The sequence below is a fragment of the Citrobacter sp. R-1.5.2 genome (genome assembly GCF_035064245.1).
In the GTDB taxonomy this organism is placed as follows: Bacteria; Pseudomonadota; Gammaproteobacteria; order Enterobacterales; family Enterobacteriaceae; genus Citrobacter.
In genome coordinates, this window is the sequence record NZ_JASEYC010000001.1 from 211,857 (window position 1) to 228,233 (window position 16,377).

The 16,377-nt window shown below is 40.4% G+C and carries 13 protein-coding genes; 7 read left to right on the forward strand and 6 right to left on the reverse strand.

The annotated features are described in order from the left end of the window. The 4 genes from QMN38_RS00960 to QMN38_RS00975 all read left to right on the forward strand — a co-directional run bounded on the left by QMN38_RS00960 (position 1) and on the right by QMN38_RS00975 (position 4,459). Entirely contained in the window at positions 1 to 1,188 is a 1,188-nt protein-coding gene (locus tag QMN38_RS00960; RefSeq protein ID WP_323604268.1) for an MFS transporter, read from the forward strand. Positions 1,189 to 1,337: 149 nt separating this feature from the next. Next, positions 1,338 to 1,547 carry a 4-oxalocrotonate tautomerase family protein gene (locus tag QMN38_RS00965; RefSeq protein WP_271441843.1) on the forward strand — a complete coding sequence of 70 codons (210 nt, stop codon included), beginning with the start codon at positions 1,338 to 1,340 and terminating at the stop codon, positions 1,545 to 1,547. Between the two features lie 75 nt (positions 1,548 to 1,622). After that, positions 1,623 to 2,648, forward strand: coding sequence for an AbrB family transcriptional regulator (locus QMN38_RS00970; RefSeq protein WP_323604269.1), 1,026 nt, complete (start codon positions 1,623 to 1,625; stop codon positions 2,646 to 2,648). A 452-nt stretch (positions 2,649 to 3,100) separates the two neighbouring features. Next, complete coding sequence (locus tag QMN38_RS00975) at positions 3,101 to 4,459, forward strand: hypothetical protein (protein WP_323604270.1); 1,359 nt, start codon at positions 3,101 to 3,103, stop codon at positions 4,457 to 4,459. Between the two features lie 312 nt (positions 4,460 to 4,771). Here the strand turns inward: QMN38_RS00975 and QMN38_RS00980 are convergent, their stop codons facing one another. The 3 genes from QMN38_RS00980 to QMN38_RS00990 are packed head-to-tail and all read right to left on the reverse strand — an operon-like array spanning position 4,772 to position 8,528. Then, on the reverse strand, positions 4,772 to 6,751 hold the full coding sequence (locus QMN38_RS00980; RefSeq protein WP_323604271.1) for an exonuclease SbcC: 1,980 nt from the start codon (positions 6,749 to 6,751) through the stop codon (positions 4,772 to 4,774). Then, entirely contained in the window at positions 6,748 to 7,254 is a 507-nt protein-coding gene (locus tag QMN38_RS00985; protein WP_128143456.1) for an ABC-three component system middle component 4, read from the reverse strand. The genes QMN38_RS00980 and QMN38_RS00985 overlap by 4 nt, the downstream gene beginning before the upstream one ends. Further along, positions 7,251 to 8,528, reverse strand: a complete 1,278-nt coding sequence (locus QMN38_RS00990; protein ID WP_323604272.1) for an ABC-three component system protein — start codon at positions 8,526 to 8,528, stop codon at positions 7,251 to 7,253. The genes QMN38_RS00985 and QMN38_RS00990 overlap by 4 nt, the downstream gene beginning before the upstream one ends. Positions 8,529 to 8,932: 404 nt before the next feature. Here QMN38_RS00990 and QMN38_RS00995 point away from each other — a divergent pair, with 404 nt between their 5' ends. The 3 genes from QMN38_RS00995 (at position 8,933) to QMN38_RS01005 (ending at position 13,588) form a co-directional block, all read left to right on the forward strand. Further along, positions 8,933 to 9,880, forward strand: a complete 948-nt coding sequence (locus QMN38_RS00995) for an ArdC family protein (RefSeq protein WP_323604273.1) — start codon at positions 8,933 to 8,935, stop codon at positions 9,878 to 9,880. Positions 9,881 to 10,235: 355 nt separating this feature from the next. Continuing rightward, positions 10,236 to 12,134, forward strand: a complete 1,899-nt coding sequence (locus QMN38_RS01000) for an SIR2 family NAD-dependent protein deacylase (protein WP_323604274.1) — start codon at positions 10,236 to 10,238, stop codon at positions 12,132 to 12,134. Continuing rightward, positions 12,131 to 13,588, forward strand: coding sequence for an argonaute/piwi family protein (locus QMN38_RS01005; RefSeq protein WP_323604275.1), 1,458 nt, complete (start codon positions 12,131 to 12,133; stop codon positions 13,586 to 13,588). Before QMN38_RS01000 ends, QMN38_RS01005 begins: the two co-directional genes overlap by 4 nt. Before the next feature lie 230 nt (positions 13,589 to 13,818). On the opposite strand, the gene QMN38_RS01010 is transcribed toward QMN38_RS01005, so the two are convergent. The 3 genes from QMN38_RS01010 to QMN38_RS01020 all read right to left on the reverse strand — a co-directional run bounded on the left by QMN38_RS01010 (position 13,819) and on the right by QMN38_RS01020 (position 16,229). Further along, positions 13,819 to 14,802: a reverse transcriptase family protein gene (locus tag QMN38_RS01010; protein ID WP_323604276.1), complete on the reverse strand. Its 984-nt coding sequence runs from the start codon at positions 14,800 to 14,802 to the stop codon at positions 13,819 to 13,821. A 172-nt stretch (positions 14,803 to 14,974) separates the two neighbouring features. Next, complete coding sequence (locus QMN38_RS01015) at positions 14,975 to 15,712, reverse strand: hypothetical protein (RefSeq protein ID WP_323604277.1); 738 nt, start codon at positions 15,710 to 15,712, stop codon at positions 14,975 to 14,977. Then, on the reverse strand, positions 15,705 to 16,229 hold the full coding sequence (locus QMN38_RS01020; RefSeq protein ID WP_323604278.1) for a hypothetical protein: 525 nt from the start codon (positions 16,227 to 16,229) through the stop codon (positions 15,705 to 15,707). Before QMN38_RS01020 ends, QMN38_RS01015 begins: the two co-directional genes overlap by 8 nt. Positions 16,230 to 16,377: the final 148 nt, after the last annotated feature.

Here is a 16,377-nt window from a genome sequence, read left to right on the forward strand (position 1 = left end):
ATGGATCTCGATCACAGTGCTATTGGCCTCCGTCAGTTGCGTACTGCTGTATTTGGTATGATCGTCTTGACCTTAGGCATGGGCATTGGGCGCTTTTTATATACGCCTATGCTCCCGGTTATGCTTCATGAAGGACTGCTCACTTTTTCACAATTATCGATAATTGCCAGCGCCAACTACGCAGGTTACCTTGTTGGCAGCCTCCTTTTTTCTTTTGGTATTTTTAGCGCGGTCAATAAATTAAGAGTGTCGTTACTGGCCTCAGCACTACTTACCGTCATGCTGATTTTTTTGATGGCAAAAGTGACCCAGCCAGAAATTGTTTTGTTAATCAGGTTCCTCGCCGGTGTGGCAAGCGCGGGAATGATGATATTTGGTTCAATGCTGGTCCTGCAGCATACCCATAACCCTTTTGTTATCGCCTCTTTGTTTTCGGGCGTAGGAATGGGCATATTTATCGGCAATGAATATGTCATTGCTGGCGTATCCTACGCCTTAAATTCACATGTGTTGTGGATTGGCGCAGCCATCGTTTCAGCGATACTTTTCGTCATACTGACGATGCTTTTGCCGAAAGATAAGCATATGATCTCCCCAGTAAAAGCTGCCGCAGGCGCGGAGTCGGATATCCAGTGGTGGAATTTAGCCTTACTGTATGGCCTGGCGGGGTTCGGTTATATCATTGTCGCCACGTATTTGCCGTTAATGGCCCGGGGTGTTGGCAACACTTTTTTAGCCGACCATATCTGGTCTATTGTCGGTCTTGCCGTTATTCCTGGCTGCTATGGCTGGCTATGGGCTGCTCGCAAATGGAATATATTATCCTGCCTGAGCGTTAACTTAAGTGTGCAAGCGATCTGCGTAGTCATGGCCATATTTATTAACTCGCCACTGCTGTTAACCATTAGCTGTATTGGATTTGGTGGCACATTTATGGGTACAAGCTCTTTGGTCATGCCGATGGCTAGAAAAATAAGCGCGCCTAAAAAGATTAATCTCCTCGGTCTTGTTACGCTGACATATGGGGTGGGGCAGATCCTTGGCCCATTAGTCGTCAGTGTCTTTCAGAATAATAAAAATGGAATGACTTACTCCATATTGCTGGGGGCCGCCTCGTTATTTATCGCCGCAGCGATGAGTTATTTACAATACAACAAAGTTAAATATTCTGGTTATTTTGGAAAATAATGACAATAGTTATATTTTAGCTAGTGACCTTAATAGTTCTTCCGGCAGAACTCGTTTTCAAAAGCATTATGACTCTGTTCTGCTGTTTAACGTGTGTGCTGTTCTATCTGTGCGCATTTCCCATAATTATCTGGTTTACAGGAGTTTCTATGCCCTACGTAAATATTAAGATCACCAAAGAAGGTGCTACCGATAAACAAAAGAAACAGCTGATGGAAGGTGTAACTCAGTTACTGGTGGATGTGCTTAACAAAAATCCCAATACAACTATTGTGGTTATTGACGAAGTCGAAACCGATAACTGGGGGATTGGTGGCGTACCGGTGACTGAATTGCGTAAAAAAGCCAGTAAAGGGTGAATCTGATGGCGGGGAACGTGGGTTCCACGCCCGATATCAGTTTGTGATTGAGCAATCGGCCTGGAGAGGGCGTCGATGAGAGTATTGGCAGGTATTATCCTCTGTTTTCTTGTCGGGCAGGGATTCACGTTCTGTAATGTTCCACTGGGTATGATGTTTGGTGCCCTCTTTACCGTAATTATACTTAAGCGGGTTGGGATCTCCGTAGCCTCAATGCCGGGGAGTATAACGGTTATCCAGCTTTCTCTCGGTATCTCAATCGGGATGATGTTTAGGGATTTTTCATATGGTGAACATCATCAGCTCAGTCTTTTTTTTGCTCTGTTATTACTCTGCTTATCTTTACAATTTACCTTGAGCTACTTCTGGTGTGTGCGGCGGTTGGGTTGGAGTAAAGAGGAGGCGCTTTTGGGTGCGGTGCCCGGAGCGATGGCGGCGGTACTGGCGCTGGCCTCCCATATTAAGACTCCGCCACAAAAGATTGTTATCTCGCATTCTCTGCGTCTCATTACCCTGACGTTTCTGGCCGGCTATTTCACCCGTGGCGCATCCACAGATGTTCTGGCATCGACTCCAGCCGTTTTTTTCTCCGGCCACAATCTGCTGTGGTTAGCGGGAATGGTAGTAGCAGGATATATAACGGGGAAATTCCTGGCGCGCTTACATTTTCCGGCGCCCTATATGATCACCTCGCTGATCTGCGCGGCGGCGTTGCACACGTTATCCTCGCAACCGCTCACTTTTCCCGATCTTTTTAACCAGCTTAGCATGGTGTTAATGGGGATCGTGCTGGGGCACCATTTTACGACGTTTTCGATGGCTGAATTTGGTCGTCATCTCTGGTCATCGGTTCAGCTTGTCTTGATAGGGGTAGGGGTGACGGTATTCATGGCATTTATCACCGCGCGTTTGCTGGACTATCCTTTCCCGGTGTTAATGCTCTCCTGGGTGCCTGGCAGCGTGGAATCGATGTCATTTGCAGCGCTGGCGTTAAAAGCAGACGCGAGTTTTGTTATGGCTAACCATATTATTCGTATGCTGCTGATTCATACCGTACCTGCAATGGTTCTATTTCGAAAAAGACAGATGAGAGTAGATTAACAATCTGCAGACGAAAGCCAGCCTGGCCTGATGCTTTAATATGCGCAATGAGCAGTGGCAGAAAAGCAAAAAGCCCGCTTAAGTTTCCTTAAGCGGGCTTCTTAAATATGGCTCCTCTGACTGGGATCGCCTTTGCCAGTAGGTGGCTAATAAACAAGCTAAACCTTAATCCAAGGTCTGTCAAGACCACCAGAATGACCACCAATCAAAACTGGTTAAATAAAACTGATTTGAGCTGTCTCGTGCATTTGGTGATCGCTACTATTGTCACATTTATAAGGGCAGTCTGTTCTGTGCCAGAAGCCGACATGTTCTTAAATTTAACTGCGTGTACGCCCTCCAGATAACCAAATAGTATGTTTATCTGATGTTAAACAATAAATTTAATAATTTTTATGCTAAATTTGCTAATAATTATAATTTGCTGAGTTTTTATACCTCCGAGGTTTTACATGGCGTCAATAGTCATCAATCCAATAAGCTATTCAAGATTCAATGCACTAGCTACTTATGCTAGAAACCCACGAGTTAAATCTCATTCAAATGAGTTAGAATGGTTTGAAACCTTCGATGGGAAAGTATTAGGTATGTTGTTGTTAGATACAATTGATGACGATTATGTTGGGATTGTATTTGCTCGAGATTTAAATAAAAAATATCGTTTTATTGATATGACTAAATTTGACGACAACAGAGCTAAAACAAAGAGAAGTTTATTAAATAAAATACGTGAACTACATCCATCGGCTGATGAACAAGGGGTACAAGGTGATGAAAGTGCTGAAACAATGGACTTTTTCATTGATATTGATAAAAAAAACATCAACCCCGACTTCATGTTAGTAAAGAACTCACCGGAATATTCAGCAGCCAAAAATATTATAGAACCATTGATGAGATGGTACGCTGATATAGATGGCAATTTTGTAGAGCAATTTCAAACAACCGGATTTAATCAAAGGATCTGGGAAGTACTTCTTTACTGTATATTTACTGAAAATGACTGTGTGTTTGATACCTCATTCAATGCTCCAGATTTTAATTTGTCCTATGTTAATGGATTCAACAACATACCATTCTCAATCGAGGCCACTACTGTTAATAGACCGGTGGATCGTACAGGTCAACCAATCCCAATGCCAGAAGTAAACAGAGAAAATATAGATGAATATAATAATCTTTTGGTTAATTATTTTCCAACTCGATATTCAGGACCTTTGCTTGCAAAACTAAAAAAGAAATATTGGGAGCAAGAACATGTTTCAGGAAAGCCATTTGCAATCGCTATAGCTGATTGTCAATTCAAAGGCGCTGGCAATGTTAGTCATGACGCATTGCCATTATATCTTTATGGATTTCAACAAAAAGTAACATCCAAAGGTGTTGAAGAGCGTAAAAATATTAGTTGCCATATCTGGGGTACAAAAGAAGTTCCATCAGGTTTTTTTGAGCTTGAAGGTGCTGAAAATATTAGTGCAATATTTTTTTCTCCATCGAATGATATTGACAAGTTTAACCGGATGGGGCTGAAAGATGGATTTAATAGCGATAAATACAAAATTAAGCGCACGGTAAAGTCACCAAATATTCATACTTGGAAAATTGAAAGTATTACAAAAATAGTCCCTGCCAGAAAATATAGGGAAACTTGGGATGAAGGTTTAATCGTTTATCACAACCCTAATGCATTACATCCTTTCCCAATATATATATTGCCAAACGCAACCCATTATCATGTAACTAATGGCAAGCTGATTGCAGAGTTTAACAGGCTCCCTATAATGGAGGATACGTCAGAAATTATAATTTAAAAATGCTGTTACTTAACTTGAACGTCCGCTTCCGCTCAAAGCAAGCGGACCTGACAGGTAACTGTACTATCCGCTGTGTGACAGCAACAGGCGTTGCTAACGGCGTAGTGTGTTATTCAACGGGGAGCAGGTCACCGGGCATGGGCAAAACTGACAGAAACTCTCGATTCACTGGCAGCTGCGGGCCTGTTACCCGTGCCGGGGAGCCATATTCTGGAGCTGGGATGCGGTAATGGAATGATGGCATCCCGGTGGTTTCTCTGTAAGTTTCACAGTGAAAACCAAAGTTTAGAATCCCTCAATCTAAAGTAGTTAATGTTTGTAAATGACATCATCAATTAGTCCGACAGGTAACCCGTTTTCCTTACTTGCACTATAGTGAGCAACAGTTATAGCTTTTAATCTGTCAGAAAGCTTATCAGGGACATCATTGTCTACAACAATTATCTGACATGGGCTTCTTTTTTTCTGCGCATAATTGGTTATTTCTATGAGTGCATTATAGATGTTTTCATATTTTTCTGGATCAGAAATTCCTTCATCAATATCATCTTTTACATTAGTCTCGGATGCATATTTCGGCTTCAAGTTTTTTCCGAGATACTTACCTATAGTATCAAGCATCAAAAAACGGGGATGATTTATGTCTGAGTCAATAGAACTCTTTAATATTGATGACATATATCCTATAGAAATTATAGTTCTTAAACCTCCAGATGTGATATTAAAGTAGTCTCTATCTCTTACAATGGGCGAGAAATGTTTTTTACTTATGCTTATCCCAGTTCTGTTCTTTATTTTCACGCCGGTTAAGAATGTCATCAAATCATCCCCTAAAGAAGATAATATACCATCTATGCTAGGAGCATTAACTCTTAAATCGTTAAGTTTTTCTATAAGAGTTTCTATATTATCTGCAAGGCTTTTTTGCTTAGTTAAAAGTTCCTCTTGACGGTTTCTAACTTTCAAGCTTGATACTAAAGTCTCTCTTTTTTTACTTACAGATGTTATTTCTTTTAATAAAGAATCACGTTGAGTGAGAAATGGAGTAACAAACTGTTTTGATTCTGTATCTATCATTCCACTGACTTTGTTCAGATCAGCTTCAAGTTGAATTTTGTCATCCAGCAAAATCCTATGTTCATGAGTCAGGTTAATAATTAGATCGCTAATGGATTTTTCTCTTTTTTCTAATGATAATAATTCTTCATCGAGAGACTCAGGTTTGGATTTGATAAATCCACCTTCACCGTTCTCAATGGTAATTATATTGTCACAAATAGGGCAATTACATTTAATGTCTTGAGTAAGGCCAATTTTTTCATTAGCCAAATGAATTGCTTTTATTTTCTTTATGTCATTAATATAATCGTTTTTAAGTCTAATGTATTGATCTTTTTTTAAATTTATTTCTTCAATGCTTCTTACGATCATTTTTATTTTTAGGCTGAATTCTGAATGGTACGTTTTAAGCTGATTGTAATTGTTAGAGTTTGCCATCATACTATTATTTAATGATTGAAGCTCAATGTCTAACGATTCATAGATTAAATCACATTCTTCTATTGCATCATCAATTGATGGGATACTTTCATAACCTGTCTCTCGCAAAAACTCCGAAACATGTTCATACTTTTTACGCAAGTTGTTTAGTTCAGATCTTTTATCTGATATTTGTTGTTCAATATCGGATATGTCAGTGTCTAGTACGTTATATATATATTTGAAAACTTCTTTAGTATACGTATATTTAGCCCAGTCAGTCATTCCCAAGAGAGACTTGCTTCCCATATCATCTTGATTGACGTAGGAATATTTAATGATATTTCTGAAACTTAACCGCTTAAATTGACTGGTTGCCTGAGTGGGTGACACTTTCAATTTTAATTTGGGGAAATTTAAGGCATCCATCAAGAAATCAGAAAAGAATCCATCAGGGGCATTGTTATTAGAGAAGTTAGGAGCATATTTTCTAGAAATGAATACCTCCCTCCGCTCGAAAGGACACTGATACACCTCAATGAAATTTTGTGGTTTGTAAATATCTCTAACTATGGTATAAGCATCATCATTTATAATGACCTCTAACGCCGCATAATTAACAGATGATATAATCTCATCAGCCAACTCTATTTTGCTGGCGCCAAGTAAATAGTTAATAAACTCTAAAATACTAGATTTTCCTGTGTCTGAATCACCATGTATAATATTAAGTCCATCTTCAAACTTAATAATGTAATTCTTACGTACACCAACAAGGATTAATCGTTCAATTCTTAAATAGGATTTCATTTTGACACCTTGAATACTTCATTCAGAATGGAATTTAATTTGTTTGAGGTTAGTGACTTTATTTTATCCAGTGATTTGGTATAAGTTTTCACTGAGTTAAAGTATTCGCCGCCAAACTGATCATAAGCGCCTTCACCCTGAGTTGTTAAACTAAAATAAGATGCGCCATCAGACTTTGTTACACGAAGCCATCCCAGTATCGACAATTTTTTCAAAAGTGTTTTTATTTTTTGATTGCTGAAAAGAATGTCAACGTTTAATGATAGACTTTTAATTGTATAAGTTTCTGTCATATCAATGGATATGTTTTTTTTACCTGCCAAAATCATTACAGCCTCAAGTTTTGATGGGTTTTTAATTAAATATAAAAATATCTGAATTTTATTTCTATCCAACAATAGAACATCATTTCTATTCTTGCTTAGTGTGTGAATTAAAATAATCAGAAGAGCAATATTTAAATTAAAATCTTCATCAAGAGGAATATAAGGTAATGAACTCATTTTTGACCCCTTAAACTATTTAAAGAGTCAAGAGATGTGTCTGGGGACCAAATTATATCTCTATCTAACTTATTAGCAAGCTGATGCAGCATTCCTTTTTTATGTACACTATCAAGTGTATCAAGAAGAGACGATAATTTGGCCATATCTTCATCTTCTATCTTTTTGTGTATCGCAGCTAAGAGTTGGTTTGCTGTATTATGATTTGCTATAGAGTTATGATACTGTGTTTGATATATCTCCCTTATTTTTCTATACAAAATACTTAAGGTTTCTCTATCTCGATCGTTAGTGAAAATATTTCTGGCCAATTCTGCATTATAATAATACTCCTTAGCATGTTTTGATATGTCACTATGTACATCAGCTACTATCATTTTCAATACAAAAAATTCTTTGTCATATTGCTTATCATCTTTAAATTCTGGTGAAGATGAAATTAGTTCCGTTTTGTTATGTATTTCAAGAGCTAGTTTCTTAACGATAAGATAAACATTAGAATCCCTATCCTTTGGTTTGCAAATTGTCAAATGATCCTCCTGAACAGCTATAGACTCTTTAGCAGAAACTTGAACAGGAATTGCACTGGCTTTAACTACAATACTATCGTAGCTTCCATACAAAAACTTTAACTCAGGGAGTTTGGGCAATTTTACCCATCTGCGATTTAGCGAATCTGTTTCTTTACTAAATACACTTAAATCACCAAGCTGGACATTTGATGAAACCATACTAGCCCATGAAGCAGTTTCTGACCCAGAATGAGGTACAGCAAGTGAAATAAATCCAGTTATATTGTGAGAAAGATCTCTTTCATGCATTTTAATAATGCATGATTTTGCTATTAAGCCTCCCATGCTGTGGGCAACAAATATTATATTACTATAATCGGATAAATTTATTTGACATTCACCAACAAGTAACTCTGATAATTCATCGACAGGAAGATTGACTTCTTTTTTTGTTAGTGATGTGAACAATCTGGCGAGTAGATTTCTACTTTTACCGTAGGTATTCGTGAAATTAGTGAAATACTCAAAACAAGCTATATCAAAGGCATCACAAAAATCTTCATCCTCACATATAAGCTGTGGGAAGGATGTGATCTTATCAACTGCCCACGTATCACTTCCACCTTTTAAGCCGTGTATAAACAAGATTAAGTGTTTAGCATTATTTTTTTTCTTCCAGATTAACATACTCATTACTGTCTCTTTATTTTTATCAGTAGGATTTCCGTGTGAATAGTTACATTCTCTAACCAATTGTTTCACTAATCAATCAGAATTTTCACTCTCAAAGAGTGGGTGAAAAGGTCTTTAAAATCAATATATTATGATGGTTTTAATTGCATGCCTATTACCACGGTGCAGTTATTCATTTAATAGTTCAAACCCCAAACCCCAAACCCCAAACCCCAAACCCCAAACCCCAAACCCCAAACCCTTTTCACCGCTGCATAGCAAGAGGCGCTACGCCCGGCTATGCATGGGGCAGTTTTTTCTCCCGTGCGCTTTTCGTTCTTCTTATCTGCTTCCGGTTAATCGTTTCCCAACACAACCCGTCCCGCAAGGGTAAATGGCACGCATGCTGCGCCCTTGCGGGCCAGAACGCTGCCGGGAAAGCGAACCGTCAGGCGATACGAAGACGAAAATCACACACTGACGGAGAAAAAACCATGACGATTTCCCTGCATACCACCCAGACTAGCGCCCCTAACACCGCAGCGGCGACCAGCGTATCCCCGCTGGAGCAGTCAGACTCCTCAAAAACGAAATTTTCTCAAACCAGAACTGATATTTATCAGACCGTCACCGACAATATCATTGCAGCGCTTGAAGCCGGTGTAAAACCGTGGTCTTGCCCGTGGCAACGAGTGCCGGGTATGTCTGGGTTGCCTTCCAACTTCGCAACCGGTATCGCGTATAGCGGAATGAATATCATGCTGTTGTGGTGCAGCGCGTCAAAACAGGGCTTTGGTGATTCACGCTGGATGACCTACAAACAAACACAGGCAGTCGGTGGGCAGGTTCGTAAAGGCGAGCACGGTACGACAGCTATTTTCTATACGACTTTAGAGAAAGAAAACGAAGACGGTGACATCGACCAGATCCCGATGCTGAAAACCTTCAATGTGTTCAATGTTGAACAAATTGATGGCCTTCCGCTGACAACTGAAACAGTCAGCCCGGCAGCAATCTTTGACCCGTTGCCGGAGGCTGAAAATCTGTTCCGGAAGAGCGGCGCGAACATCATCGAAAAAGGACAAAATGCCTTTTTCAGACCGTCTACCGATGAAGTCTGGTTGCCGGAGCGTAGTCTTTTCGCTGATGCCGCCAATTTCTACGCTATCGGCCTGCATGAGCTGGTACACTGGAGCGGCGCAAAAAGCCGTATGAACCGTGAAATAAAAGGGAAGTTTGGCAGTGAAGGTTATGCGTTTGAAGAATTGATCGCCGAGCTGGGAGGTGCGTTCCTGATGGCGGATCTGGGGATTGTTGGAGAGGTTCAGCATGAAAGCTATATCGCTTCCTGGCTGAAAGCACTGAAGAACGATAAACGCTATATCTTCAAAGCCGCCAGCGCGGCATCGAAAGCGCATCGTTATCTGATGGATAAACTCTGAGGCCAGAGCTGGATAACCGCAAGGGAATGCGGTTATAAGGTTTTAACGGCAGCGTTGCGAGGCACAGATTGAGGCTGGACGCAGCATAGCGAGTACGAACAGTACGCCCCGCGCTTTGGAAAACAATATTGTCAATGCTAATCATACTATACTGACATGTGTTAAATCGGGTGCACTTACTTCATTGGGTCAAATCAGCTTTGATGTCGGGAAATGGCAATCGCAGCTGACACTAATTTTAAAGCATGTTAACCCACCGGGGTATGTCATTTTGGATAAGGCTTGAAATATAATCCATTACGTATTAATTGAGATAACATGCAACAGATTCTAAGTATAGTTGAATCTGCAATCGTTGGAAATCATTCAATTACCTGGCGAGGATATTTTGTTGATTAAGATATTCACAGGACCACAGTTTGCAAATACCTTCTGCTTGAGGCCTGAACAATTTTCCTGGTTTCTCGGTGCTGGGGCTTCGGCGTCAGCAGGTATTCCAACCGGTTACTCGATGATTTTAGACTTCAAAAAACGTTTGTTCTGTCAGTTGACCAAAATCAGCTTACGTGAAGTAGATGCCAATGATCCTTTGTGGCAACAGAGAATTGATATGTTCTTCAGTAAGCGTTCGGAATTACCTGCGCCAAACGATCCCACTGAATATGCAAAAGCCTTCGAGGCTGTGTACCCGACAGCAGAAGGTCGCCGTATCTATATAGAAAAGGCGGTTACGATGGGTACGCCATCGTATGCTCACCGAGCGCTCGCCTCGCTACTGACTACTCGTCGTATTCCATGTGTCTTTACAACCAATTTTGACCAATTGGTCGAAATAGCAACCACATTGACTGATCAGTTAGTTCCAACTACTGAGCGTGCGAACCTAACAACTGCTGCAATCGATAATGCAGAACGTGCAGAACGTTGTTTACGCGAATCAAATTGGCCATTTCTGGCTAAAATGCATGGTGATTTCCAGTCGGTTGAGTTGAAGAATACAACAGATGAACTAAGAGAGCAGGATGTTCGAATGCGTCGTGTTTTTGGCAATGTCTGCGCTCGTTTTGGATTAGTGATTGTGGGCTATAGTGGCCGAGACGAATCGATTATGGCAGTGCTAAATGAGGTATTAGAACAACCAAATGCCTTTCCTGGAGGTATCTACTGGGTTACCCCTTCTGCCCATTCCGTTCTACCTGCTGTTAGCGAATTACTTGATAAAGCTATTCAGAAAGGAGTAACGGCAGCGATTGTCGAATCGCCTACGTTCGATGAGTTAGCCGGATATATCATCGATGAAATAAGTTTGCCGCCATCTTTATTTCAGCATGTTCAGATGGTTCGTGCGGCTCAGGTTTTAGCAGAGATACCACTTCCTGTGCAGGAACAACGCAACTTCCCTGTGTTGCAATGCTCTGCATTACCAATCCTCTCTATGCCGCAGCAAGCCCGTCGTATTGAAATCAATACTGCAATAACGACGGTTCGTGCTCGAGAACTGATTCGCGACGCGAAAATAAAGGCTATTGTAGCTAGTATTGGTAGCGAAATTGTCGCCTTTGGTCACGATGCAGAATTACTTAGCGCATTCTCATCAGTTGGAGGACGGCTTGCAGGTACCGTCGATCTTCAACCCGAAAATGACAGTTGGGCTTTGGGCCTGCTGTACGATGCTTTGGTTTGGGCTATTAGCAGAGGTAGGCCGCTGTTACCACGTTTGCGGCGAAAAGGTCATGCAATTATAGTGACAAATGGCTCTTCCAGAGACAAACCAGAACATGTTGCATCGCGTAAAAAGGAGTTATCTTCTCTTCGACAAGCATATTCAGCACCATTGACAGGGAAAGTGGATGGATACGGCTATCCGTTCAACGAAGGAGTGCAGATTCGATTGGATTTTATGGCAGAGCGTTGGTGGTGTGTATTCGAACCTTTTACTTGCGTTGAATTACCTCGCCAAGAGCGTGGTGGAGAATCAAGCCCTGGTGAAAACGTTTCATCATTTGTCCATGTGGCAAATCCCTCAATTGATTGGCAAAGGGAACGGTGGGCTGGTCGACGCAATAAGGAATGGTCACGCATTATTGCTGGATGGGCAAAAATTTTGCCTGGAAATAGCGGTGGTCTTATTAAAGCTATTGGTTTTAAAGATGATTCTGGATCAAGTTTGGACGCAGAATTTCAGCTGTCTCCCATTACAGCATGGAGTAGGCCCAGCCATGAGCATGATTACTTCCAACGGAGCGGGCGATGAATATGAGCTATAATACGTCGAAACTGCCACCTTTTTCTTTGTTGGAAGAGCCTCTGCTTACTTTTAATTCAGAAGATACGCTACTAGACGTGAACCCCTTAAGGGGAATTGTTCAGAACGGAGCGTACAGCAGTTCGATTTTTCCAACTTATACTCCAGAACTTCGAATAGCGACGATAGGGCCTGTAAGTAGATGGAAAAACTTACGTACTTTGGTCGATACTCTGCGCTCAAAGCACGCTCCAACTGATCGAAAACAGTATGTACCAGAATTTCGCGGCTTTGAGAACACATTTAATGTTCCGCTGGTCGCTGCCAAAATCAGTGAAGCACACATCAGATTGCCGGATGATCTTGGAGCTTTAGGAGCGGAAGGTCCACCACATATCCGTTTGTTAAATGCGTTACGAACAGGAATGCAACGCTTGGCATTAGTACGCGATCACTTCGATGTTGTGTTAGTGCATCTTCCCGATGATTGGCAGACCGCATTTCGCTCTCCCGGTTTTGATGTACACGATACACTTAAGGCAATTGGTGCAGGTTATAGTATTCCGACTCAGGTTATCAATGATCGGGTATTCTCGTTTGGTTATAAAGCATCGTTAGCATGGCGTTTGTCAATTGCACTCTATGTAAAGGCTGGAGGAATTCCATGGAAGCTAGCACCATTGAAAGGTGTACCAGAGAATACGGCATACATTGGATTGGCTTATGCACTAAGAGGGGACCCAAAAGATGCCCACTATGTGACCTGTTGTTCGCAGGTTTTTGATGCCGATGGTGGTGGTATGCAGTTTGTTGCTTTTGAAGCACGGGACCCTGTCAAGGATATTGAAGATGCGCGTCGAAACCCCTTTCTTAGTCGAAGTGACATGAGGGCAGTACTGGCCCGCAGCTTGGCTCTTTACCAAAGCCGTAATGGTGGTTTGCTCCCTCGACGCTTAGTTATTCATAAGACAACATCGTTTAAATCAGATGAATTGGAAGGAGCCTTAGACGCGCTTTCTGCTATTCGTGAAGTTGAGTGCGTGGAAGTATCGAGTAATGCTGGATGGCGAGGGGTTTGGCTCCAGGAAAGCCGTAATCCTACACCTCAGAAAAGAAGTGAACCTGATGGTTACCCTGTGCCGCGTGGCACTATGCTACAACGTTCAGGGAAATCAGCCTTCGTTTGGGTTGCGGGCAATGCACCTCGTGCCGCATCGCATGGAGACTATTACCAGGGTGGTAAAAGTATTCCTCGACCACTCAATATTGTACGGCACACGGGGGTGGGGCCGATTGAGTTAACCGCATTCGAGGCACTTGCATTGACAAAGATGGATTGGAATAATGATGCTTTATATGACCCTGTTCCTGTTACTATTCGGTATTCACAACGTTTAGCAAAAACTATAGCTAATGTCCCCTCATTGCCTGGAAGCGCATATGCCTATCGATTGTTTATGTAGGTTATAGACTGGTGGTGATTTACTTTCATCCATCTCTCTTATCGCTGCTGTGAGTGATTTTCAATTGCAGGTTCGTGCTAAAATGGGCAAGGACGTAAAAAGTAGCAAATCTATCATTAATAATTAACCTAATTATGTAGGTGGTGGCTTTAGTATAATGTTTATAAAGAGGGAGCTGGTTGTATTATAATTTCGAATGTTACATTCAGAGTGAACTATAAACCAGTGGCTTAATTTTCATCATTTAACTTATCAATGTGCTTTCCATAATTTACGTGTCCACGAATTCGATTTAAATCAGATTCGATAATCTTTCCATTGCGAAGAAGATGCTCATATGTTCTCAATTTGTTTCTATACCCCTTAGTCAATCTCGGTTTGACATCATGAACAAGAAAACCATGAACTTTAAGTCTATTTGGTAACTTGGAAATTTTTAACTTTTCAGTTGCGATGGTCCAATTTTCATTTTCCAGTAAGTTAATAATATTTTGCTTTAAATTTTCAACATCAATACTAAGGTCATCGCTAGAGAATGTTAGATCATCTGCATAACGTGTATAGATAATTTTCTTATCCGCAATAATATCATTAATCTTATCATCAGTATCTTTAAATACTATATTTGATAATACTGGACTACTTGGAGCACCTTGTGGCAATCTATTTTTGTAAGTGACAATAGCTGCTATTTTACCGGATTGTTCAAAAGTATACCCGGTATTTTCCAACCCATTGATAACCCTGTCAAAATCTATAGAGTGGAAGAAATCACGTAAGTCAATTGATAAAACCCACTTTGCATTACAGTGCCTGAAAGCCGCTTCATAAATTCCATTTTTACCAGGTATGAATGCATATGCCGAATCACTCACTGGAATATTATCATTAGTCGCCAAGTGATGTGCTAACCATGACTGAATGATTTTTAACCCAACCTTTGGGGATTCAATGATTCTTACTTTTTTACCTTTCCCCTTTGCGATTGGGAAAATACGATAATATTTATCTTTATTCTTTATAATTGAATTAATAAAATGTGGGCTAACACCAATAGCTACTGATAGTACGCCCCATGACACGACAGGTGGTAATCCCCTGTCAAACAATCTATTAATTTCAGGGGAATATACGTCACGAACGTCAGGAGACAATGCGCCAAGAAATTGTTGAGCATCATTATATGAGAATAGAAGCGGTAGTGGCGTTTTCATCCAGGTCAGTCCTTAAGCAAAGCTGATGGAGCTTTCGTTGATGACGCCTGTGAAGCAGCAGGCGTTTCGAAGGAGCGCCTGCTGCTTCACAGGCGCACATTCTGTACGCGACCTTCACAAATGGGTATGATACACACCCTCGTGAACGCCACTACCAACGTTAAAAATAACATTATAAGTGTTTCTTTGCAAGATACAGAATTCTATCGACATCGGAACTTTGTTTAGATCTTGTAACCGGAACTAATTCTAGACCCAGATATGTCATTCTGTAGGTGCCTTCACGATCTCTTATAATTAGATTTTTCTTTCTCAATGAATCTAGTTTTTTATTTAGCCAGTCTGACGACTCTATATGATATTCCTTATCTTCCAATGCCTTTTTCATTGTGGGTAAATCGCATGGATATAATATTTTCATTGTTCTCAACATGCTCATTAATGTAGGTTCTGGATTGTTCTTCTGCTCATACATTAATGCATTTAACTTTATATTTAGACTGCTAAAATAATCTCCCGCTAGTAATCCCCATTTTTCCTTTTCCTCATCAGACATATTCATAGAAAATATATATACGCTGGCATTTTTAACATCTTCAAATGAGACGTCTAAATCGATAATCTTCTTTCCTTTGAAATTAGCTTTTGCAAGAGCTTTTAAACCTGCTTCTATATCTAATTTACTCTGCGATGTTGAATAAGAAACGAGTACTTTAACCGATAATTCAGATTCAATTTTTTTTGTAATATTTGACACTTGTCGCTTCGTTATGAAGCCATTTTTTGCTGCTGGTGATAATCTATTAATAGGGATGTCTAATAAAATAGTTTCGCTAAAGTCATTCACTTCCCTTACGGAAATCATTGGGTATTTGCCCAAGATATATTCTAGCATCTCTTTGCTATACAATCCCCACCTCCTGTAAGATTCTTTTTATCTTTGCTTCTTCAGTTTTTATAGTAATTAACCATCCTTTAGCTTCAGCCACTGATGTGGCATTAATTGAAAATGCACCTTCATTAAACATTATTTTTATCTCAGGTTCATAATCAACTATACCCCTCACAATATAAGCTAACGACATTGTAGATGCCATGATCTCAAGGGATGTAAGAACCATACTTTTTTTTGACTGATATCCACCAGGTGTAAGAATGCCGATTTTTTCCCCTTTCTTTAACTCTGCATCAATTTTTTGTTTGACATTGTTTCTGAGTAAGTTAGGAACATCGAGGTGTGCAACATTGGACCATTTGGCCTCTATACTGCTGACAAAGGTTCTTATGCACAAAAAACACGCATAATAGTATCGGTTAAATGCTGAGCGGGCAAAAGCATCAGCAAGAACTATCGTTTGCGCACCTTTTCTATGACTAGCTTTAGCCTGCTTCGTCAGATGTTCTGCGACCTCATAGAGTGCTGTCATAAGATTACCAATAGAATTTTTAATACCTTATAAATCAATTTTGTCGCTATTTCCACCACTTGTGCGCTCTTGTTTCCCCGCCGCTTAGTCCACTTTATCTTTATGTAGTTGCTGTCGTTAACCATATTTACATAAGCAAAAGCCTACC